This is a genomic window from Neorhizobium sp. T6_25, from assembly GCF_002968555.1.
In the GTDB taxonomy this organism is placed as follows: Bacteria; Pseudomonadota; Alphaproteobacteria; order Rhizobiales; family Rhizobiaceae; genus Neorhizobium.
Genome location: NZ_PVBL01000032.1, coordinates 36798 through 58501, shown reverse-complemented (window position 1 = coordinate 58501; position 21704 = coordinate 36798). Strand labels below are relative to the sequence as shown.

The window sequence follows — 21704 nt, the reverse complement described above, 5'->3', positions numbered from 1 at the left end:
AAACGCGACCTACGGCTACACGGTTGACCTTCTCAATAATTTTCGCGCGACGATGCGGACGTCCGTCGCACGGTCGGCAAGCATGTTTTCCAAAAAATCGGCAAAACCGAGCGGCGCGGTTTCCTGGCTCGGGTTCATGAACGAGGAGGCGAAGGCGGGTTGCCTGCCGGGAAAGCGGACCGCCTTTGGCCAGAACAGCGGCGTGACCGGATGGAGGTAGGAATGGGCGGGCGTCCATCCCAGCCATTTCAGCCGGAACCATTTTTGCGCGTTCACCTGATGCGCATGTCCCCAGCTGGTGATCTTTTCCCACATCTCGGCGTCGCTCATGACGTAGCCGTAGTGGTAGCAGGGCGCATCGACGAGGATGGTCGCAGCAGGGATGGTCTTTCGGGCCGTATCGAAGCGAACGCCGCTTTTGCAGCGGATCGCGAACCCGGCGTTGACATCCCTGATCGAGCCATCGCCGCTGGTCAGCACCAGTTCGGGCGTTTTCCAGAAATTGTGCCATGGGGTCAGGATGCGGTCATGCCTGCCGTCCGCCGCCATGAATTCAAGCAGCGTTTCCCAGCCGCTGTCCGGATAGAACTCGTCGGCATCCTGGATGACCAGCCAGTCGTAACCTTCGCGGATTGCCCGATCGAGGCAGTCGTTGCGGGTGTCTTCCTAGGTTTCGAAGTCGCTGCAGATCACCTCGATCTCGCAACTCACGCCTTTTGCGCGGGCGGCGGCGATCGCCTCGTCCACCTTTTCCCTGGTCGTGGGGTTTGTCCTCGTGGCGCGCGAGCCGGGCAGATAGGCCCACGGACGCTCGGGCCGGACGATGAAGATCTTGTCGATGAAACGGCCGCAGTTCTCCACAACGTGCGGCAGAAAACGATCGACGTTGTAGGCGAGGATGTGACCGGCGACCCTCATGGCTCACCGCTGTCGATGAGCTGCTTGATGGCGATGATGGCAGGCCGTTTTGAGAGGCTCTGCACGAGAGCTGTCTGGGAATACGGCTGCCATTCGTCCCGCTCGGACATCGCACGGACGATGCAGGCTGCCAGGTTTTCCGCATCGTTTGGCGGAGTGAGATAGACGGCGCTCCCAACGAACTGCGCCAGTTCCGTGCCCTCGTCGGCCGTGACCAGGACAGGCCTCCCGGAGGCAAGCATTCCGCCAAGTTTGGAGGGCAGCGTCAGGTCGGCGGCGCTCCTATCCTGCGGCAGTACGTGCAGATCCGGCATATTGAGGAACGCGTTGAGCCGAGAATAGGGCTGGAAGGCCAGGAAACGGACATTTTCGAGATGGCCGTAACGGGCCTCGAGTTCCGGCCTCTGCGGTCCCTCGCCGGAGATGACGAAATGAATGCGCCGCTCGCCCTTGAGACGCTCGGCCGCATCGAGCAGCACGTTCAGGCCCTGCTTGGCGCCGATACTGCCCGAATAGAGGACGACGAAGTCGTCGCCGCCAAAGCCGAGCTCCGCACGGTAGGGGCTGACGTCCTCCATCGGATGAATATGCGCGAGATCCACCCAGTTGCGGACGACGGATAGTTTTGCGTTCGGGACGCCTTTCCCGGCCAGGCCTTCAGCCATGCGGTTTGAAATGGTGACCAGCCGATCGAACCGGGCAAGCACGCCGCGCTCGAAAACGTGCCCGACCGTCTTCAGCCAGGCCTTGGAGCTCAAATGCCCGACGGCGAACGCCGCGTCCACCTCCAGGTCGTGAACATGCAGCACGGTCCGAGCGCCGACAAATCTGGCGGCAAGCTGGGCAACGGGCGCGGCAAACAGCGTCGGCTCGACGCAGAAGACGGTGACCGGGCGGCGACGCAGGATCTGCCAGAAGACCAGGGGCGCCGAGGTGAGTGCGAAGGAGAGCGGCGCCAGGAGCCGCCAGATGCCACCCATCTTCCGCCGTAACATCAACGGCGCTCGCAACACCGAGATCCGGCCCTCGACTTTCGAGGAATAGCGGTTCCGATATCCAGGCTGGACCGCCCAGCCGGGATAATGCGGCGGAGTGGTCACCACCGTGACGTCCATGCCCTCGGCGGCGAGAAATTCGGCGATTTCACCGGTATATTTCCCGACGCCGGCGGTTTCCGGTGCGTAGTTCATCGCATAGACGACCACGCTTTTGCGTGGCGATGTGGCAGCTGCCGTGGCCAGCCCCGGTGCGGCGTCGAACGTTTGTTCGCATTCGTCGCTGAGGGGCTGGGCGGCTGCTGTCATCAGGCAGCATCTCCGCGTTTGCGCTCAAGATATTCGCCCTTGAGGAAGGCTTGGTAGGCATCTGTTATGCCTTGCTCCAGCCCGATCCTCGGCGACCAGCCGAGCGCCCGCAGCTTGGCCGCGCTCATCAACTTGCGCGGCGTGCCGTCGGGTTTGGTGAGATCATGAGAGATATCCCCCTGGAAACCGACGACCTTGGACACCAGTTTCGCGAGTTCCACGATGGTCACGTCCTCGCCGGACCCGACATTGACATGCGTTTCCGCCGAATAGGTCTTCATCAGATGGACGCAGGCGTCGGCGCAATCGTCCACATGCAGGAATTCGCGGCGCGGCGTGCCGGTGCCCCATACGGTGATGTCCGGAAGGTGGCCGGTCTTCGCCTCATGCGCCTTGCGGATCAGCGCCGGCATGACATGGCTGGATTTCAGGTCGAAATTGTCGCCGGGGCCGTAAAGGTTGGTGGGCATCGCCGAGATGAAGTCGCTGCCATGCTGCTTGCGATAGGCCTGGCAGAGCTTGATGCCGGCGATCTTGGCGATCGCATACCATTCGTTGGTCGGCTCCAGCGAACCCGTCAGCAGCGACTCCTCGACGATCGGCTGATCGGCGAATTTCGGGTAGATGCAAGACGAGCCGAGGAACATCAGCTTTTCGACGCCGACCTTGTGGGCGGCCTCAATGATATTCGCCTCGAGGATGAGGTTGTCGTAGAGGAAATCTGCCGGATAGGTATCGTTGGCGAGGATGCCGCCCACCTTGGCGGCCGCCAGGAACACTGCGTCCGGGCGGTTCTTCTCCATCCAGGCCTCGACTTCCGCCTGGCGCGTCAGATCGGCATCACCGCGCGACGCCGTCAGGATCTCGCAGCCTTCCGAGGCCAGACGGCGAACGATCGCCGAGCCGACCATGCCGCGATGTCCCGCGACATAGACCTTCTTCCCCGCAAGGCTGTAGATCGTCTCAGGCATGGGAGAGACCCTTGTTGCCGCCCGAGGTCGGCACGTTGCGCGCCATAACCTTCAGGTCTTCCCGGACCATTTCGGCGATCAGCTGATCGAGGTTGGTCTCGTGCTTCCAGCCGAGCTTCCGGTGCGCCTTGGCGGGGTCGCCGATCAGGAGGTCGACTTCCGTCGGGCGGAAATAGCGCGGGTCGATCGCCACGACGCATTCGCCGGATGTCGTGTCGTAGCCCTTCTCCTCGACGCCCTCGCCGCGCCACTCGATCGGCATGCCGACCTTGGCGAAGGATTTTTCGACGAAGGACCGTACAGTATGGGTCTCGCCGGTCGCCAGAACGTAGTCGTCCGGTTCGTCCTGCTGCGTCATCAGCCACATGCCGCGCACGTATTCGCGGGCATGACCCCAGTCGCGCTTGGCGTCGAGATTGCCGAGAAAGAGGCGTTCCTGCAGGCCGAGATGGATGGCGGCGGCCGCGCGGGTGATCTTGCGGGTGACGAAGGTCTCGCCGCGGATCGGGCTCTCGTGGTTGAACAGGATGCCGTTAGAGGCATGCAGGCCGTAGGCCTCGCGGTAGTTGACGACGATCCAGTATGCGTAGAGCTTGGCAACCGCATAGGGCGAGCGCGGATAAAAAGGCGTCGTCTCGCTCTGCGGCACTTCCTGCACCTTGCCGTACAGTTCCGAGGTTGAGGCCTGGTAGAAGCGGGTTTTCTTGGAAAGGCCGAGGAGCCTGATCGCCTCGAGCAGGCGCAGAGTGCCGGTGCCGTCGGCATTGGCGGTATATTCCGGCGTCTCGAACGAGACCTGCACGTGGCTCTGGGCGGCTAGGTTGTAGATTTCGTCCGGCTGGGCTTCCTGCACGACACGGATGAGGTTGGTCGAATCCGTCATGTCGCCGAAATGCAGGATGAAGCGCGGGTCGGCCACATGCGGATCCTCGTAGAGATGCTCGATGCGGTTGGTGTTGAACGAGGAAGAGCGCCGCTTGATGCCGTGGACGGTATAGCCCTTGGACAGCAACAGTTCCGCAAGGTAAGCGCCGTCCTGGCCCGTTACCCCGGTGATCAATGCTACCTTGCCGTTGCTCTTCACATTTCCAGTCATCATATCCCCCTAACGGAACCCGTCAGTCTTTAAGTGAAACGTGCACGTCTATCCGCGCAATGTGCCAGTCGCAAGCACTGAGAACACCATTGTGATGTCCCCCGGAATGCGGCGAATCCGAGACATACAGTGATTCGTAGCATCTCGGGCTTATGCCAAACATTGCAGTGAAACGCTTCAGAAAAGATCATCGGCTGTTGTCAGGCTTCTCCCCTGCCGTTTTGATCCTGGTTGCGGCGCCGATGGAAACCGGCGTCGGATCAGGATGCGTTTCATGGTAGTACTGCGTGTAACGCGATGCATAATAGTCCGGCGAACCGTATCCCTCATAAAGCTTCATCCTGGCGGCATCGACCTTGTTGAGGATGACGCCGAGGCAACGGCCGGCAATCTGGGGTTCTGCATTCAGGGTATCCTTGACGGCTTTTCGGGATGTCTCGCCCCATTCGACGACCATGATGAAGCCGTCGACACGCGGGGCGATGGCCCTCGCATCGACGACGGGGCCGAGCGGCGGCAGGTCGAGAACGATATAGTCGAACTCTCTGGCGACCTGTGCCAGCAGCCTGGTCATCGCCGCCGACGCCAGCAGCTCGGATGAATGCGGTATCCGCCGCCGGACGACCGCCGGAAGGAATTTCAGGCCGGTGACCGGGTCGATCAATAGCGCAGGATACGGCGGACGGCCCTCCAGAAGCACTTCAAGCAAGCCTTCTTCCGCATGCGAGCCGAGCGCCCGCGTCGCGCCCGGATTGCGCAGGTCCGCATCGATCAGCAGAACCCTCGCGGTCCTGGCAAGCGACTGGGCGAAATTGACCGCGATCGTCGATTTACCCTCGCCCGGCAGCATAGAGACGATGCCGATGACCTTGTGGGGCCTGTCGATCTGGACATCCGCCGCGATCCGGGCGCTACGCAGCGTTTCGGCAAAGGCAGAGGACGGATGCTCGGTCGCAAAACCGGACAGCTCGTTTTTCCTGTAGATTTCTCCCTTCACCGACTCGGTCGACGGTCTCGAGCCGGTCTGCGGTTCCACCAGCGGTACCGACCCGAGATATTCCAAGCCCAGAACATCCCTCACCTGTTCGCCGGTGCGGAAGAACCGGTCCCGGAACTCGCGGAATGCCCCGACCGCTCCGCCGACGCCGCAGCCGAGTGCGAGGCAAAGCGCAAGCACCAGGGTCAGCCGCGGCTCGCTGGCGCCCGTCGGCGGCACCGCACGGGAAATGATACGCGCTTCCGTGACCGGAAAGGACTGCTGCTGCACGGCCTCCTGATATCGCTGCAGAAAAGTCTGATAGAGGTTCCGGTAGGTTTCCGCCGCCCGTTCCAGTTCCCGCAGCTGTACCTGCGTTTCCCCTGCGGTGACGCTGATGTCGGTGGCGTTGCGTACCCCTTGGGTGATCTGGCGCTCGCGCGACCGGGCGACCTCCAGCTCGCTTTGATAGCTCCTGGCGATCCGCCTGATCTCGTCGAACATCAGCCGGTCATATTCCGCCATATCCTGGCGAAGGCGGAAAGCCTGGACATGGTCCGGCCCCAGCCGCCTCGATATCTCGGCTTCCCGCTTCGACGAGTCCAGGTATTTTTCGCGCAGCGAACTGATCACCGAACTGTCCAGCGCGTCGGTGACGATCGCCTCGTTTTGACCCCGCGCGATGATCGCCTCGATGCGGTCGGAGCGTGCCTGTGCTCTCGCTGTATCCGCCCGTGCCACGATTAGGGCGCTGTTCAGCTCGGTGAGCTGCTGGTCGGAGACGAGCCTGTCGTTGGCGGTGACGAGGCCGTTGGCGGCGCGAAATCTCTGGACTGCCAGATCCGATTCCAGCGAGCGCTGCCGCAGTTCCTCGATGCGCTCCTGCAGCCAGGTGCCGGCCCGCCTTGTGGCATCGTATTTGGCATCGAGCTTGTCGGTCAGATAGGCATCCGCGATCGCGCCGGCGACCGCTGCGGCAAGGCGCGGCGATGGGGCCGTGAAGGAGATTTCCAGAACGTAGGAACGCCCGACGCGCGAAACCTTCATATTGCCGAGAAGGTTGGCGAGCGCCTGGCGGCGTTTCGCCTCGATCTGATCGAAACGAACCTCGCCACCGCCCAGCCATCGCCTGATATCGAGTATCGAACGTATGTCGGATACTGCCGCGAGCAGCAGGCTTCGGCGGCCCGCCATGAATTCCGGATCATCCGACAATTTCAGCTTGTCGACAGCCGACAGGCCTATCGTCTCGGAGCGCAGCAGTTCGACCTGACTGAGGACCGACGCCTCATCATCAAGAACCCCGCCGATCGTCGACAATTGCTCGACGACCTGCCGGTTGCCGCGGTCGATCAGCACGCTGGTCCTGGCGGTATATCGAGGCACGGCAGTGAGCAGGTAGCCGATGCCGAGCGCCACAAACACCGCGATGCAGAGGGCGACCACCCGCCACTGCCGCCGAACGATGGCGATCAGGCCGTCCATGTCCAGTTCCGGAGCCTCTTCGTTGCGGGGCTCCGGCTGGTGGCGAGAGAGAAAAACCGGCCGCTGGTTCATCGCACCACCCGACCGATGCGCGCAGCGGCCCAAACCGACCCGGAGCGGCCGCACGCGGCCTGAATGTCAGTCGCGCCAGGCATCATGAGTACTCGCGATATCCCGGGTGGAGGCGGTGACCGAATTGAGGATGGTAAGGAATTTGACCAGCTCGACCGCATCGGCCGTCGAAACATAGATCACGTCCTTGTCCTGCATGGGAAACTGCTGGACGGCGAAGAACGCTGCCGGATCGCGCAGATTGGCGCGGAAGATCACCGGCACGTCCCGGGCTCTGAACCGGCTGACGTCGAGGCCGATATTGCGCAGGAGATCACGCTCCACGAGGCGGTAGAGCAGGACCGATTGCGGCTCGGCCTTGTCGTCGAGCAACCCGCCGGCCTTCGCCAAAGCCTCCCCGAGCGACAGATTGGAATCGTCGAAATCGAAGCGTCCGCTTTCACCGGTCAGGCCGAAGGCCAGGAAAGTCCGGCGGTTGCGATCGACAAAGATCGTATCGCCCGGCTGCACATAGATATTCTCCCGCGGATGCTCGCTCAGCGTCCGATAGGCGACGGTGACGCTGCGGCCGCGGCGCTGGAGCGTCACCGTCGCCTCTTCCTTGGGGATGCTCAAGCCGCCTGCCTCGGAAATCACGTCGATGATGCGTTCGCCGGCGGGACTGAGCTCGATCTTCTTCGCCTGCTTGACGTCGCCAAGGACCGATGCGCCCATCGAACGGCTCGTCACCGTCGAGATGACCACCTGAGGCTCGATGGCGCGATTGGCCAGACGCTCTGCAATATCGATTTGCACGGCATCGACCGGACGGCCGGCGGCCTTCACCCTGTTCGCGTAAGGGACGCTCAATGTGCCGTCACGACCAATCGTCTGGTTCGGCAGGGTGATGTAATTGCCCGGACGGGCGCCGGCATCGGCGGGAATGAACAGGCCGCCGCTCTGCGCCTCGAACACGGAGACCTGAACGACATCGCCAACACCGAGAGTGAGTGGCGGCGGACCGCTGCTGCCAGAGCCGAAACCGGCGCTCAGGCTAGACCTGGCCGATTTCGGCAGATGGGCGAGGACGGACTGATTGATGTCGACGAGCGCATAGTCGATGCCGACCCTGTTGCCGGCGGCGGAAAATGCCTTCACGGTTGCATTGGCTTCAACGGCGTGCGGATCCGGGCCGGACCTCGGAAGTCCCGTGCAGCCGGACAGAAACGCAACAGTAGCAAGCGTTAAAACAGCACCCAAGGAACTAAACATACGCCCCGCCATACAACCCAAAGTATGGTATCGGTTTAGCCGACGGGGGGACCCGGTGATTCTAAGGGGAAAACCGGGGGCGAATCGAAAATCCGCATGCTGTGGCAAATCAACAACATGGTTGGTTAATCATTTACTATCCACAGAATACAGGTCCTCCGCTGCCAACCCTGTTGAACGGCCTTGTCCGCTTGCGGAATTGTCCCACAGATGGCGGCGGCAATTACCGATACCCGTATGGAAAGCCCAGCACTTTGGACGTTGTTAACACTCCTTGGGGCATCCACTTCTCATTGGCGGCGGGATCGTACATATCAGGCGGATGGCGGTAAGCATGCGAAAGTTGACGGACTGGTTTTGGGGACGCCGGCCGGCCGGACCGATCCGGCTTCGCCGCCGCCGGATCGATCTCGGTCAGAACCCGCCCTCATATCCGATCTATGCGATCGGCGATGTGCACGGCTGCCTCGACCTGCTTCGGGATGCCGAGGCGCGCATCGCTCACGACATCGAAGAAAACCGACGTCCCGGCATGGTCATCCTGCTCGGCGACTATGTCGATCGTGGGCCGGCTTCGAGCCACGTCCTCGAACACCTGATCAGGCCCAGCGAGCACGGCTTGAGACGGATAGCGCTCTGCGGCAATCATGACGATACTTTCATGAGGTTCGTGGACGATCCGGAACGTTATTCCGAATGGTTGGGAATGGGCGGCGAACAGACGCTGCTATCCTACGGCTTGGACCCCTACCAGTTCGGCGCACGCGGCAGGAAGCGCGGCGCCAGGTTCGGCGACCTGCTGATGGAAGCCGTGCCGGTGCCGCACAGGAAATTCCTCGCCAATCTCCCGGCCAGCCTGACGATCGGCAAGCTCGTCTTTGTCCATGCGGGCCTGAGGCCCGGCATACCGCTCAAACAGCAGACCGATGAAGACATGCTCTGGATCCGAGACGCCTTTCTTGCGACCGGACCGCAGCTGCCGCTTCTCGTCATCCACGGGCACACGCCGCAGCCGGAACCGGATTTCGGACCCGGCCGGATCGGCATCGATACGGGCGCCTATTATTCCGGCAGGCTCACGATCCTCAAGATCGACGGCGGCCGCTTCTCGTTCCTTTGAACGACAGGAGACATCGGGCGAACCGACGCCGATACCACCGGAACAGCAGAGGCTTGATCATCGAGCCGTAGAGGCGCGTTATGTTGTCGGCGGGGACCCAACGCCGGGCCATCCTCGATCGGAAGCGGAGCCATGCCGGAGGAGAGTAAGGCAGACAAACAGACACCAGCCGACCGCCGCCGCAGGCAGCGTTCGGCTGTTTCGGTTTTCGGCTTTTTCCTTGCGGTCGTGCTGGCCGCCCTCGCGACGACGGTGCTCACGGTCAACGATGGCCGGAACTACAGGCGGCTGGTCCGGCAACTCGCGCTGGAGCAATACCTTCTACCCGCGCCACCGGCGCCGCCCCTGCGGGTCGGCAGGCATAGATCGCTGCCACCGGAGAAACACTACCCGCCCTGGCTTCTCAAGGCAGGCCTCGAGCGGATGGCGGTGTTCGAGAAGACCGAGGCGCTTTCGGCCGAGGAGCGCTGCGACCTGCTGCGGGACGATAGAGGCACGGCACCGACCTTCAGCCGTTCGGGTGGCGATTGGGAATGCCTGTTCTTCGAGGAATTCGGGAATGCGCCTGAACCGGCTGCGCTGTTCATCCAGGCCCGCGGCATGGAGCCCGGCACCGTCAGCAGCTTTCGCATCAAGGTCAGCCTGACGGATCTGACCACGGAGCTTGCGGTGCTCAGCGAAGCGATTGGAGCCACCGAGCGTTTCGGGCTGCCGATGACGCCGGAGACGCGAACCTATCTGATCGAGAAACTGGCGGGACGCACCGAGTTCAGCTCGATCGTCGAAAACTACCGGATGACGTTCAGCCGGGAGGTCACCGACGCACGGCGCTACAATCTGCTGATCCTGCCGCGCCGGCAGACGGCCGGCTGCGGCGAACGCCCGTCGGCCCCGCCGGACAGGTGGGCTACGCCGACCTATCGCATGCCGGTCGGCTGCCTGGCGCTGCGCAGTACAGCTCCGGCGCAATCCGCGTCTTAGGCTCGTTCCAGCTGGACGAGGTCCAGCCCGTCCCCCAGCTCGCGGCGCGCCGCTTCGACGAGGCTCATCTGGTGGGTAAAGAGCACCGTCTGGAATTTTTCGCCGGCCGCCGCGAGCGTCCGGATGCCCGCTGCGGTCCGCTCGTCGTCGAAGGTCTGGAAGATGTCGTCGAGGATCAGCGGCGCCGGCTCGTTGCGGCTGCAATAGTCCTCCAGGAAGGCGAGCCGCAGCGCCAGATAAAGCTGATCGCCGGTGCCTTCGCTCAAGCCGTCAAGCCTCACCTGCTCGCCGGTTTGGCGTTCGACCGCGAGCTGCAACTCGTCGCGCTCGTCATAAACCTGGACGAGGCGCGAGAAACGGCCACCGGTGAGATCGGCGAAGACCTGCCCTGCCCGCTGCATGACCGGGTCGGCCTGGCGTTCGCGATAGGCGTCCATCGAGCTCGCCAGAAGACCGGCGGCGAGCTTCAGCACCACCCAGCGCCGCGCCAACTCCTTGGCTTCCGTCTCCGCCGCGAGCTTCTGGAAGATCGCGCGTTCGGCACCGATGCCGGTTTCCAGCTCCCGGCGGCGGCGCTCGCTATCGGCCTGGGCAATGCCGAGGGTCTTCATCCGCTCGACCTGCCGGGCATCCTCGGCATCCAGCCGCTCGATTTCCAGGCCGGCGGCGATCCTGTCGAAGCCGACGAGCGCGGCACGGGCCTCGTCCTCGGTCGCACCGTCCGCCTGTTCGGCAAAGCGGCTGCGGCATTGCGCGAGGCTCGCTTCCAGCCGGTTGCGCTCGCGAAGATCACGGAGAAGGCCGTCTGCCTCCTCGATATGCTTGGATGCGGCGGTGGCAAGGCCGCGCAGGTCCGCCATAAGTCTTTCCGCGTCGGCGGCGTGCCGGGCCACCGCGAGTTCGGCGCGCTCCAGCGCTGTGGTGAGGGTGGCCCGCTGGTTTGCGGCGGTCTTTGCGTCTGTTGCGCGGTCATTCAGCATGCCTGCCGCAACATCGGCAGGCAGCGAGACCAGATCCGGCGCCACCGCGGCGGCGAGCGCTTTCACCTCCGCTTCGAAATCCTCCATGTCCCGCGCCATGCCCTTGACGCGGCGATCCCGGTTTTCGCGTTCGGAGAGAAGATCGGGAACGGTGCGCCAGACATCCAGCGCCGCGAGAGCCATGTCGACCGTCGCGTCTTCCGAGAGCCCCGCCAGGACCGTGGCATTGGAGAACGTCGAGCGCCAGCGTTCGATATCCCGGCGCAGACAGGTCTCGCGTTCCTCCAGCTTTTCCAGCGTCTCCTCGGCGGAATGGCGCTTGCCTTCCAGCGAACGGCTTTCGGTCCAGCGCTCGGTCAGTTCCCCGATCCGGCGTTCCAGCCCGCGGGCGAGTGCCAGCGGCGGCAGCGCCGATGCGGCAAGGCCGATGGCATCGGCCAGCACCAGCAAGGCCGGCTTGAGTTTTTCTTCCCTGAGGCGGAGCGTCTCCAGCTCGTCGCGCGCTTCGTCCAATGCACCCGACAGCAGGGAAAGTCCGTCGACGGCACGTCGCCATTCGATCATCCGCTCCGGCGTCGACGGCGCGACAGGCGCTGCATGGAAAAGGTCTTCGAATTCGGTGACCGCATCGGCGGCGGCAATGTCGCTTTCCCTGGCGGCGCTCTCGGCCGCGCCAACCGCCTCAAGCAGTTCCCGCTGCCGTAGTCTGAGGTGGGCATGGCGCGAGACACGTTCAGCATCGGCGAGCGCCGCATCGGCAAGCCGGTCTGCATCCTCCACGACGATCTTCAGTTCGCTCAGTTTTTCGGCAGAAGGTTTTGCCCCGAACGTATCGACCTTTTCGTCGCGGCCGGCTCTTGCCGCTGCTATATCCTCGCGGGAGACGATCCGCCCCTGCCCTTCCAGCGCCGCAAGCTGGCCGGCGATCGCCTTGGCTTCCTCGCGGATGCCGGCGAGCTTCTGGGCCGCCTGGGCGCTCTCCGCTTTGGCCGCGTCGATCAGCCGGCGGTGATGGGTGAGGGTCGCGATATCCGGCAGCGGCACCGAGAGAAGACGGGCGATATCCTTGACCGGCGGGTCGAGGCGCGCAGCCGCCGCGGCAAGATCGCTTTCGGCACGGGCGACGCGCACCTGCAGGGCCTCGATGCCGGAGAGCTCGCTGACGTCGGGACGCAGCACAGCGAGCTGTTCCGCCCACGATTTCGGGTCGATCAGGCGGCCATCCGGCCCATGGTCTCCGAGCCGCCGCAAGACATCCTGGGCGTCCTCGATCTGCTGGCGAAGCTGCTTCAGGCTGCGGTCGAGCTCGCTGCCCTCCTCGACAAGCTTGCGGAGGCGCACAAGATCGGCATCAGCTGGCTGGGCGCGCTGAAGCTCCTCGAATTTGCCGAAGCCGAGCCGGCGGGCCGCCTGCGCGATACGCTGATCGAAGTCGTCGACCTCGCCGCGTACCCGGGCTATATCTTCCCGAGCCTTCAGATAGGCGCCCTTGTCCGCATGGGCGGCAAGGATCCTCGGCGCCGCGGCGATCAGTGCCTCATCGACATGCACGGCGCTGATTTCATCGTGCAGGCGCGATACCTCGGCCTCCGCCGCCTTGAGCGCTTCGGCGTTCTTGTGCTCCGCCTCCAGGGCCCCGGCCAGTCGCTCCTCGAAGCCGGCAGGCAACGCAGCCAGCGCTTCGTATTGCACAAGCATTTCCCGCTCGCGGTCGATCTCCCGCAGCACCGGTTCCAGCCGCAGCAGTTTGCGCAACCGATCGAGGGCGCGCTTGGTTTCCTGCCGCTCGGCCTGCACGGCGCCAAGGTTCGCTTCGATCTCGGCCTGTTCGGCAAGCAGCTTTTTCCAGTCGCCGGATTTCAGCTCGTTGTCGCGTTCGGCCTTGCGCGCCTCATCATGGCTGTCGAGGACCTGATAGAACGAGCGGTCTTTGGAGCGGCGCGGCGCATAGATGCCGTCGGCTTCCGCATCGAGCGACTTGCGCAGGTCCGAAAGTCCGGTCAGGCCGGAGGCTGCGGAAAACAGCAGGCTGCCGATCTCGCCGCCGCTTTTCAGCATCGTCTCGCCACCGGCCCTGAGCGACGCGGAATCGAGCCCGAAGGCGCGTTCGAACACATCGCGGGACAGGGTGCCGAGGAACGGTGCCAGGGCATCCTCCGCCAAGGCCTCTTCCGCCTCGTTGGCGGCGAGCAGCGTGTTCTTGCGGCCGCGGCGACGGCGGAATTCGAGCGCCTGCCCGTCGCGCGCCGTGATCGCGGCACCGACGCGGAGCGCTGTCGCATCATGCAGGAAGCTGTAGTCGGCGGCAGTCGGGAAACCGAACAGCAGGTCGGAGATCGCCGACAGCGCCGAGGATTTTCCGGCCTCGTTCGGTCCGTACATCACATGCAGTCTGGCGTCCGGACGAAAAGTCAGCGTCCGGTCGGTCAGTGCGCCGTAGCGCAGAATGTCGAGGCGGTTGAAACGCATGGATCAGCCAGCCCTCGCCACACGCGAGAGCAGGAGATCGCGGGCCTCCGCCAGCAGGGCTTCAGCGTCATCGCCGAGCGCCAGGTCGCCGGCGCCGATGCCGCCCGGCAGGCGGGCGGTGATCTCGGCGATCTTGGCGTTGGCATCGGCGAGCAGTTCCGGCGGGAAGCCGTCCATGGGGATGAGGCCTTCGAGGCCAAGCATGTCGGCCGCGACGCGCGCGCCGTTGGTTGCCGGTTCCAGCCGCACTTCCAGCTTTTCGAGCCAGATATCCTGGTGGGAGCGATGGCAGGCGGCCTGCACCTCGTCGCGAAAATCCTCGGCACGGGCCATGACTTCGTTGCGGAAGCGGCTTTTGCCCGTGAGACGGATGCGCAGCGCCAGCGGCCGGCCTTCCATCCGTTCGACGACATCTTCCAGCGCATTCTCGATGCGGCGCAGGATCGCCGGGATGTTGTCGTCCGGTTCGACCAGGACCACGAGTTCGGCAAAGCGGGCGCTGTCGGTGATGATCCGCTCATGGGTGATACGACCGTCCTCGACGGTCACCAAGACCGCGCCCTTCGCCCCCTGCTCGCGGATCGAGCGGCCCTGGAGATTGCCGGGGAAGACCACCAGCGGGTCTTCGGCGACAATCTCGAAATCGTGCACGTGGCCGAGCGCCCAGTAGTCGTAACCGCGCGAGCGCAGGTCCTCGACCGAACACGGCGCATAGGGCGCGTGCGGCTCGCGGCCGGTGAGCGAGGTGTGCAGCACGCCGATATTGAACCAGCCCTGTTCCGGCCTCGGATAGGCGAGCGACAGGTTCTCGACCGCCGAACGTTCGGCAAAGCCCTGGCCGTGCAGCGCCACCTTCAAGTGGTCCAGCCTGAAGCTGCCCGGCTTGTTGACCGGGAACTCGCTGACATTCTTCGGCAGGGTGATCGTCTTGGTGATGACGCTTTCGGCGTCGTGATTGCCCTTCAGCAGGAAGACAGGAATACCGGCGCGTTCCAGCCGCGCCACTTCGCGGTTGAAGAACAGGCCGATCTTGTTGTCCTTCCAGTCGCCGTCATAGACGTCGCCGGCGACGATAAAGAAGTCCACCTTGCGTTCGACCGCCTGGTCGACCAGGCCTGAAAACGCCCTGCGGCTCGCCTCGATGAACAGTTCGGCAATCGCGGCATCCTTCAACGCCAGCCCCTGGAAAGGACTGCCGAGATGCAGGTCGGCGGCGTGAATGAATCGGAAGGAGGTCATCGAATCGCTTGTTTCGGTTGCCGGAGCAGATCAGGTGTTTTAGGCAAATGCCGGGCACGAAGAAAGCTCAGGGTTCCGCAGCCTGTGGATAGCCCAATCTTATTCGGAGGACATCATGAGAAACCACGCGTTCGGACGCACATCCTTCACCGTCGGCGAGATCGGTTTCGGCGCCTGGCAGATCGGCGGCTCCTGGGGCGACGTCGCCGAAGCGGACGGGGCCAAGGCGCTGGAAGCGGCGCTCGATGCCGGCGTCACCTTCATCGATACCGCCGACGTCTATGGCGACGGCCGCTCGGAAAAGATCATTGCCGGCGTCCTGAAATCGCGCGGAGGCGATCGCCCGATGGTTGCGACCAAGGCGGGCCGTCGCCTGAACCCGCATGTCGCTGACGGCTATACCAAGGGCAATCTCGAGGGCTTCATCGACCGCAGCCTTAAGAACTTCGAAATCGACAGCCTCGACCTCGTGCAGCTCCACTGCCCACCGACCGAAGTCCTCTACCGTCCGGAAGTTTTTGGCGCGCTCGACGATCTGCGTCGCGCTGGCAAGATCAAGAATTACGGCGTCAGCGTCGAGAAGGTCGAGGAAGCGCTGAAGGCGATCGAGTATCCCGACGTCACCAGCATCCAGATCATCTACAACATCTTTCGCCAGCGCCCGGCCGACCTGTTCTTCAATGAGGCCAGGCGGAAGAACGTCGCGGTCATCGTGCGCGTGCCGCTCGCCAGCGGGCTGCTCTCGGGCAAGATCACCCGCGACACGGCGTTTGCCAAGGACGACCACCGCAACTTCAACCGTCATGGCGATGCCTTCGATGTCGGCGAGACCTTTGCCGGCGTACCGTTCGAAGTCGGCCTCCAGGCGGTCGAGGAAGTCCGCAAGCTGGTGCCGCAGGGAGCGTCGATGGCGGCTTTCGCGCTGAAATGGATCCTGATGAACGAGGCCGTTACCGTCGTCATTCCGGGCGCCCGCAACGAGGCGCAGGCCAAGGGCAATGCGGCGGCGGCAGAGCTTGCCGCACTTTCGGCCGACGTGATGACGGCGACCATGGAAATTTATGCGCGGCTGGTTGCTCCGCACGTGCATCAGCGCTGGTAGGGAACTTGCCAAGGCAAAAAGGGGCCTGCCCCTCAAAAATGGCAGATCGAGCACTGAGGGCTACCGGTTACGCCCTCCCAGAAACACAAAAAGGCCGGGCAAAACCCGGCCTTTTTCCGTTTCAGTCTTGAGGTGCTCAGTGAGTGCCCTTGAGGTCGACCGGGAAGAACAGCGTCTCGCCGGAGCTGTCGTCGACGCCGTCGTTGTCGGTGACGGCGAAGGCCTTGCCGGACTTGTCGAAGGTGAAGCCTTCGAGCTTGTCGACCACGTAGCCGTTCGAAGCCTTCAGATCCGGGATAAAATCGTGGGCTTCTTCCTTCTTCACCACCGGCAGTTCGGTGCCGATCTTGGCCGGCTTCAGGTCGGCGATCGCCACCCGATAGAGCTTCTTCAGCTTGGCGGCATCGCCGATCTGGTTGTCGCGCTCGATGATGTAGACATAATCGCCATGGGCTGTGATTTCCGAAAGACCCACCCAGCCTGCCCCGGCCTTGTCGAGCGGGTAGCGCACGGCGCCCCATTCCTTGGACTTCGGCTTGTAGGAGACGAGCTTGACGGTGCCCTTCGGGTCATCCTTCCATTCGCGCTGCATCGCCATCCACAGGACCATGTCGTCGCCTGACCCGACCGTCGTCACGCCTTCGAAACCGAAGCGGGTCTCGCCGGCGAGCAGGTCTGCGGGCAGGCCGATCTCGGCCTTGATCTCGCCCTTGGCGTCGACGTTGTAGAGGCCATGGCCGGTCAGCTTGGCGGAGTCGCCTTCCGACGCCAGCCAGAAACCGCCCTTGCCGTCGAGCGCGATGCCTTCGATGTCGAGCTTCTGGGCCGGCTGGCCGCCGCGGGTGATGCGCAGGACGCCGGTGATTTCGGCGGGCTTCCTGGTGGTGTCGATGGTGAAGATCGACGGCTGCATGGTGTAGACCGAGTCGCTGACGGCATAGAGGATGCCGTCTTTCTGGGCGTCGCCGACCAGGCCCGAGAGAGCGCCCCAGCCGAGCACGTTGCCATCGACGTCCTTGGAGACGAGCTTCGGATAGTTGGCCACGCCTTCTTCCAGGGCGTAGATCATCACATGCGAACGGGCGCCGCCGTCCTTGCCGAGATCGACTTCATTGGCGGTCGCAAACAGGTTGCGGCCCGGAATGGCGACGGCGCCTTCCGGCGAGATGCCCGAGGGCAGGATCTGCATGAGCTGCGGCTCGGCGCCGGTGTCCTTGTAGACGGCGACGACAGAGGCGCGTTCGGCGAGCAGGAAGAGATACTTCTGGCCGTTGAAGGTCGCGGCTTCCATGCCTTCGACCTCGATGCCCTTCGAGCGCGCGCGCTTTTCCGGGAAATGGCCGAGACGGGCAACCGCGCGCTCTAGCGAGGCACCTGATTCGTAGAGAACCTTGCCGGTGCGGTCGAAGATGGTGAAGCCGCGCGAGCCGCCCTTCCAGTCGCCTTCGTTGGCGACCACGAGGCGGTTGTTGTCGAGCCACTTGACGGCGTCAGGCTCGCGCAGCGCCGAAGCCTTGCCGGTGAAGGACAGTTGGCCGTCGGTCTTGTTGTCGATGCCTTCGAGATCGGCCTTGCCGGCGGAGAAGTGGCCGGTGACCTGGCCGGTCTTGCCGTCGATAATGACAATCTCGTTGTTTTCCTGCATTGTCAGGGCAATTTCGCCATTGTCGTTGATGGCGACGAATTCCGGCTCCGGATCTTCCGGCGCGACACCGGCAAGGCCGGTCAGCGTCACGTGCTTGATCGAGGCGCAGTCGGCGGTGCCGTCCTTCAGGGAGACGATCACCAGGTCGCCGGCCGGCATCTGCGGAATGGCGCCATCGTTGACGTCCTCGTCGCGCTCGTTCTCGATGGCGATCGCGGCAAAGGTCTTGTCCTTGGAGACGGTGATCGAGTCCGGCTGGCCGCCGAGATCGCAGGTCAGATCGACCTTCTTCGTCGCAATGTCGACGACGGCGAGGATGCCGGTCGGCTTCTGCTTGCTTTCGCCGGTGTTGACGGCGGCGAGAACCTTCTTGCCGACCGACGCAACCGAGGTCGGCTCGCCCTTGAAAGTGAGCGCGCCAAGCGCCTTCGGGGCCTTCGGATCGGTGATGTCGATGAACCCGATCGCGCCGAGCGGGCTATCGGTATAGATGAGCGTCATGCCGTCTTCGCTGGCGGTGACGATTTCGGCCGAGCTGACGCTCAGCTTGTCCTTGTCGGCGGGAAGATTGGCGGCGACGGGGAAAGATGCGATGCGGTTGAAAACCTGCTCGGCGCTCGCCGGCACGGCGACCGAAGCAAGAAGTGCTGCGGTCAACGCGGCACGAAGTGAAAACGTCATGGGAAGCCCTCCTGTCCATGAAACACAGGTGGCTTGTGAGCCACGGTCGTGACAGGCAGATGACAGTTTTCGCATCCGGCGTCCTGGCCGGCGGAGATTAGCAATTCGTAAAAAAGGCCCGGGAAAAACCCGGGCCTTTTCAAATGCGAGACTGTAACAGGATGCCTTAAAGGCAGCGCGTTAGCTGTTGACTGCGTCCTTCAGGCCCTTACCGGCCGAGAACTTCGGCACGTTACGTGCCGGGATGTCGACTTCGGCGCCGGTCGAAGGATTACGACCCTTGGACGCTTCGCGACGGGAAACGGAGAAGCTGCCGAAACCGGCAAGACGGATATCGCCGCCCTTCTTCAGTTCAGCCTGTACGGTCTCAAAAACGGCGTCTACAGCGGATGCGGCATCAGCCTTAGAGAGGCCGGCCTTCTCGGCCACTGCGGATACCAACTCATTCTTATTCATGTTTCCACCCCTTTCAAACGGTTTTGGAACGACTCATGTAATCGGGGCAGACAATAGTCAGGCGCCCGCCCGTGGCAACCCAAAAGCTCCGCAATCGCCTGAAAAACAAGGGGTCCGCGTTATTTTTCACAAAAAAAGCCGGCGTTTTGCCGGCTTTTTTCATTGCTGGTGCCAATTTGGCATAACCAAAAGGCTATCGATCAGTGTGCGACGGCAACGCCTGCGTCGTCCACGCCTTCGACCGTGGTGATCAGCGGCGTTTCCACCGTACCATCCCACTCGATCGCTTCCGGCTGACGAACGAGCGCGTGACGGATCACCTCACCCATGCGGGAAACCGGAATGATCTCCATGTTGTTCTTCACGTTGTCCGGAATCTCGGCCAGATCCTTGGCGTTTTCTTCGGGGATCAGAACGGTCTTGATGTTGCCGCGAAGGGCGGCAAGCAGCTTTTCCTTGAGGCCGCCGATCGGCAGCACGCGGCCGCGAAGGGTGATCTCGCCCGTCATCGCCACGTCCTTGCGAACGGGAATGCCGGTCATGATCGAGACGATCGCGGTTGCCATGCCGACACCGGCCGACGGGCCGTCCTTCGGGGTGGCACCTTCCGGAACGTGGACGTGGATGTCCGACTTGTCGAAGCGCGGCGGTTCGATGCCGAAATCCACGGCTCTGCTGCGGACATAGGATGCCGCCGCCGAGATGGATTCCTTCATGACTTCCTTGAGGTTGCCGGTGACCGTCATGCGGCCCTTGCCCGGCATCATCACGCCTTCTATCGTCAGCAGCTCGCCACCGACTTCCGTCCATGCGAGACCCGTGACCACGCCGACCTGATCCTCGCCCTCGGCTTCGCCGTGGCGGAAGCGCGGAACGCCGAGGTAGTCGGAGATGTTGGCCGCGGTGATCGCAACCGACTTGGTCTTGCCCTTGATGATCTCGGTGACCGCCTTGCGGGCGAGCTTCATCAGCTCACGCTCATAGCTACGAACGCCGGCTTCCCGCGTGTACTGCTGGCTGATCGCCATCAGGGCATCGTCGGTGATCGAGAATTCGTTCGGCTGCAGGGCATGTTCCTTGATCGCCTTCGGCAGAAGGTGACGCTTGGCGATTTCGCGCTTCTCATCTTCGGTGTAACCGGCGATGCGGATGATTTCCATACGGTCCATCAGCGGAGCCGGGATGTTCAGCGTGTTCGCCGTGGTGATGAACATCACGTCGGACAGGTCGTATTCGACTTCCAGGTAGTGGTCCATGAAGGTCGAGTTCTGCGCCGGATCCAGCACTTCGAGCAAGGCCGAAGACGGGTCGCCGCGGAAATCCATGCCCATCTTGTCGATCTCGTCGAGCAGGAAGAGCGGGTTGGACTTCTTGGCCTTCTTCATCGACTGGATGACCTTGCCGGGCATCGAGCCGATATAGGTGCGGCGGTGACCACGGATTTCGGCTTCGTCACGGACGCCGCCGAGAGCCATGCGCACGTACTCGCGGCCGGTCGCCTTGGCGATCGACTGGGCGAGCGAGGTCTTGCCGACGCCCGGAGGGCCGACGAGGCACAGGATCGGACCCTTGAGCTTGGTTGCGCGGGCCTGCACGGCGAGATATTCGATGATGCGTTCCTTGACCTTGTCGAGGCCGAAGTGATCGGCTTCGAGGATCTTCTCGGCATTGTTGAGGTCGACCTTGACCTTCGACTTCTTGGCCCACGGAATGCCGAGCAGCCAGTCGAGATAGTTGCGCACGACGGTGGCTTCCGCCGACATCGGGCTCATCTGCTTGAGCTTTTTCAGCTCGGCATCGGCCTTTTCCTTGGCTTCCTTGGACAGCTTGGTCTTGGCGATGCGCTCTTCCAGTTCGGCCATCTCGTCACGGCCTTCCTCGCCGTCGCCGAGCTCCTTCTGGATCGCCTTCATCTGTTCGTTGAGGTAGTATTCGCGCTGGGTCTTCTCCATCTGGCGTTTTACACGCGAGCGGATACGCTTTTCCACCTGCAGGACGGAGATCTCGCCTTCCATGAAGCCGAGCGCCTTTTCGAGGCGCAGCTTGACGGAAACCGTTTCCAGCATTTCCTGCTTTTCGGTGATCTTGATCGACAGATGCGAGGCGACCGTATCGGCCAACTTCGAATAGTCCTCGATCTGGCTTGCGGCGCCCACCACTTCCGGCGAGATTTTCTTGTTGAGCTTCACGTAGTTTTCGAACTCGGAAACCACGGAGCGCGACAGGGCTTCGACCTCGACCGCATCCTCGTCGGGTTCGGCAAGAACGCTCGCCGTCGCCTCGTAGAATTCTTCACGGTCGGTATAGCCGTCGATCTTGGCGCGCGAGCGGCCTTCGACCAGAACCTTGACGGTGCCGTCGGGCAGCTTCAGGAGCTGCAGCACGTTAGCGACGGTGCCGACCTTGTAGATTGCCGAGGGTTCGGGATCGTCGTCGCCGGCGTTGATCTGGGTGACCAGCATGATCTGCTTGTCGGAACCCATCACCTCTTCGAGCGCGCGAATAGACTTCTCCCGTCCGACGAACAAAGGCACGATCATATGCGGAAAGACCACAATGTCGCGCAGCGGCAGCACCGGATAGGTTTCGCTACCAGTCGCAGACGTTGAATTCGTCATTTCATTTCCTTTCCATCGTCCCGTTTCCGGGATACGTCCCGGGCAAATCACCCGGGCACTTCACTCTCGCCCAAAGTGGAGTTTTCGAAATTTGATTTCAAGCCTTGCAAGGCCGCCGCCGCTGGGATTGTGACAGGGGTATTACAAAGCGTGCGCACATTACGCCACGCGGAACGCCTAAGGACACGGGACGCGACTCACCGGAACTGCCAACCTGCGATCACATGCAGGCGAAGCAGCCCGAACATTGATGATCTTCCCGCACCGTCTCTAATGCAAGACGAATATGGTGCAATTCTTCGCGAGGCAAAAATGGTGGAAAAATCAAAATAAGCAAGGC

The 21704-nt window shown here is 62.9% G+C and carries 15 protein-coding genes; 3 read left to right on the top strand and 12 right to left on the bottom strand.

The window, feature by feature from the left end; genetic code table 11:
• Positions 1-15 precede the first annotated feature (15 nt).
• From C5L10_RS29460 to C5L10_RS29430, 7 genes are all read right to left on the bottom strand, one after another.
• On the bottom strand, positions 16-549 hold the full coding sequence (locus C5L10_RS29460) for a hypothetical protein (RefSeq protein WP_105432571.1): 534 nt from the start codon (positions 547-549) through the stop codon (positions 16-18).
• A 117-nt stretch (positions 550-666) separates the two neighbouring features.
• Positions 667-918 (bottom strand): hypothetical protein, encoded by a 252-nt coding sequence (locus C5L10_RS29455; RefSeq protein WP_105432570.1) that lies wholly within the window; start codon positions 916-918, stop codon positions 667-669.
• Positions 915-2222 carry a WcaI family glycosyltransferase gene (locus C5L10_RS29450; protein WP_105432569.1) on the bottom strand — a complete coding sequence of 436 codons (1308 nt, stop codon included), beginning with the start codon at positions 2220-2222 and terminating at the stop codon, positions 915-917. Before C5L10_RS29450 ends, C5L10_RS29455 begins: the two co-directional genes overlap by 4 nt.
• A complete protein-coding gene (locus C5L10_RS29445) occupies positions 2222-3193 on the bottom strand; it encodes a GDP-L-fucose synthase (RefSeq protein WP_105432568.1) in 972 nt (323 codons plus the stop codon). The genes C5L10_RS29450 and C5L10_RS29445 overlap by 1 nt, the downstream gene beginning before the upstream one ends.
• On the bottom strand, positions 3186-4292 hold the full coding sequence (gene gmd, locus C5L10_RS29440; protein ID WP_371412003.1) for a GDP-mannose 4,6-dehydratase: 1107 nt from the start codon (positions 4290-4292) through the stop codon (positions 3186-3188). Before gmd ends, C5L10_RS29445 begins: the two co-directional genes overlap by 8 nt.
• Before the next feature lie 184 nt (positions 4293-4476).
• Positions 4477-6750, bottom strand: a complete 2274-nt coding sequence (locus C5L10_RS29435; RefSeq protein ID WP_245448282.1) for a polysaccharide biosynthesis tyrosine autokinase — start codon at positions 6748-6750, stop codon at positions 4477-4479.
• Positions 6751-6888: 138 nt separating this feature from the next.
• Positions 6889-7959 carry a polysaccharide biosynthesis/export family protein gene (locus C5L10_RS29430; RefSeq protein ID WP_245448279.1) on the bottom strand — a complete coding sequence of 357 codons (1071 nt, stop codon included), beginning with the start codon at positions 7957-7959 and terminating at the stop codon, positions 6889-6891.
• A gap of 448 nt (positions 7960-8407) precedes the next feature.
• Between C5L10_RS29430 and C5L10_RS29425 the strand changes: the two genes are divergently transcribed.
• Both C5L10_RS29425 and C5L10_RS29420 read left to right on the top strand, forming a co-directional pair.
• Entirely contained in the window at positions 8408-9193 is a 786-nt protein-coding gene (locus tag C5L10_RS29425; protein WP_105432564.1) for a metallophosphoesterase, read from the top strand.
• A 132-nt stretch (positions 9194-9325) separates the two neighbouring features.
• Positions 9326-10174, top strand: coding sequence for a DUF6030 family protein (locus tag C5L10_RS29420; protein ID WP_105432563.1), 849 nt, complete (start codon positions 9326-9328; stop codon positions 10172-10174).
• Here the strand turns inward: C5L10_RS29420 and C5L10_RS29415 are convergent.
• Positions 10171-13623: a YhaN family protein gene (locus C5L10_RS29415; protein ID WP_105432562.1), complete on the bottom strand. Its 3453-nt coding sequence runs from the start codon at positions 13621-13623 to the stop codon at positions 10171-10173. The genes C5L10_RS29420 and C5L10_RS29415 overlap by 4 nt on opposite strands.
• A gap of 3 nt (positions 13624-13626) precedes the next feature.
• Positions 13627-14862, bottom strand: a complete 1236-nt coding sequence (locus tag C5L10_RS29410; protein WP_105432561.1) for a DNA repair exonuclease — start codon at positions 14860-14862, stop codon at positions 13627-13629.
• A 115-nt stretch (positions 14863-14977) separates the two neighbouring features.
• On the opposite strand from C5L10_RS29410, the gene C5L10_RS29405 reads away from it, so the two are divergent.
• The gene (locus tag C5L10_RS29405) at positions 14978-15964 is read left to right on the top strand and encodes an aldo/keto reductase (RefSeq protein ID WP_105432560.1); all 987 of its coding nucleotides are present in this window, start codon (positions 14978-14980) and stop codon (positions 15962-15964) included.
• Between the two features lie 136 nt (positions 15965-16100).
• On the opposite strand, the gene C5L10_RS29400 is transcribed toward C5L10_RS29405, so the two are convergent.
• The 3 genes from C5L10_RS29400 to lon all read right to left on the bottom strand — a co-directional run bounded on the left by C5L10_RS29400 (position 16101) and on the right by lon (position 21364).
• Entirely contained in the window at positions 16101-18290 is a 2190-nt protein-coding gene (locus tag C5L10_RS29400) for an esterase-like activity of phytase family protein (RefSeq protein ID WP_105432559.1), read from the bottom strand.
• Positions 18291-18470: 180 nt separating this feature from the next.
• Positions 18471-18746, bottom strand: coding sequence for a DNA-binding protein HupB (gene hupB / locus C5L10_RS29395; protein WP_007753405.1), 276 nt, complete (start codon positions 18744-18746; stop codon positions 18471-18473).
• A gap of 200 nt (positions 18747-18946) precedes the next feature.
• Entirely contained in the window at positions 18947-21364 is a 2418-nt protein-coding gene (lon, locus tag C5L10_RS29390) for an endopeptidase La (protein WP_105432558.1), read from the bottom strand.
• Positions 21365-21704 lie beyond the last annotated feature (340 nt).

Coding starts and splice junctions, on each gene's coding strand:
- C5L10_RS29435 (WP_245448282.1), bottom strand. CDS start 6,750: ATGGACGGCCTGATCGCCATCGTTCGGCGGCAGTGGCGGGTGGTCGCC.
- C5L10_RS29405 (WP_105432560.1), top strand. CDS start 14,978: ATGAGAAACCACGCGTTCGGACGCACATCCTTCACCGTCGGCGAGATC.
- gmd (WP_371412003.1), bottom strand. CDS start 4,292: ATGATGACTGGAAATGTGAAGAGCAACGGCAAGGTAGCATTGATCACC.
- C5L10_RS29415 (WP_105432562.1), bottom strand. CDS start 13,623: ATGCGTTTCAACCGCCTCGACATTCTGCGCTACGGCGCACTGACCGAC.
- C5L10_RS29425 (WP_105432564.1), top strand. CDS start 8,408: ATGCGAAAGTTGACGGACTGGTTTTGGGGACGCCGGCCGGCCGGACCG.
- C5L10_RS29445 (WP_105432568.1), bottom strand. CDS start 3,193: ATGCCTGAGACGATCTACAGCCTTGCGGGGAAGAAGGTCTATGTCGCG.
- C5L10_RS29420 (WP_105432563.1), top strand. CDS start 9,326: ATGCCGGAGGAGAGTAAGGCAGACAAACAGACACCAGCCGACCGCCGC.
- lon (WP_105432558.1), bottom strand. CDS start 21,364: ATGACGAATTCAACGTCTGCGACTGGTAGCGAAACCTATCCGGTGCTG.
- C5L10_RS29460 (WP_105432571.1), bottom strand. CDS start 549: ATGGCGGCGGACGGCAGGCATGACCGCATCCTGACCCCATGGCACAAT.
- C5L10_RS29400 (WP_105432559.1), bottom strand. CDS start 18,290: ATGACGTTTTCACTTCGTGCCGCGTTGACCGCAGCACTTCTTGCTTCG.
- hupB (WP_007753405.1), bottom strand. CDS start 18,746: ATGAATAAGAATGAGTTGGTATCCGCAGTGGCCGAGAAGGCCGGCCTC.
- C5L10_RS29410 (WP_105432561.1), bottom strand. CDS start 14,862: ATGACCTCCTTCCGATTCATTCACGCCGCCGACCTGCATCTCGGCAGT.
- C5L10_RS29450 (WP_105432569.1), bottom strand. CDS start 2,222: ATGACAGCAGCCGCCCAGCCCCTCAGCGACGAATGCGAACAAACGTTC.
- C5L10_RS29455 (WP_105432570.1), bottom strand. CDS start 918: ATGAGGGTCGCCGGTCACATCCTCGCCTACAACGTCGATCGTTTTCTG.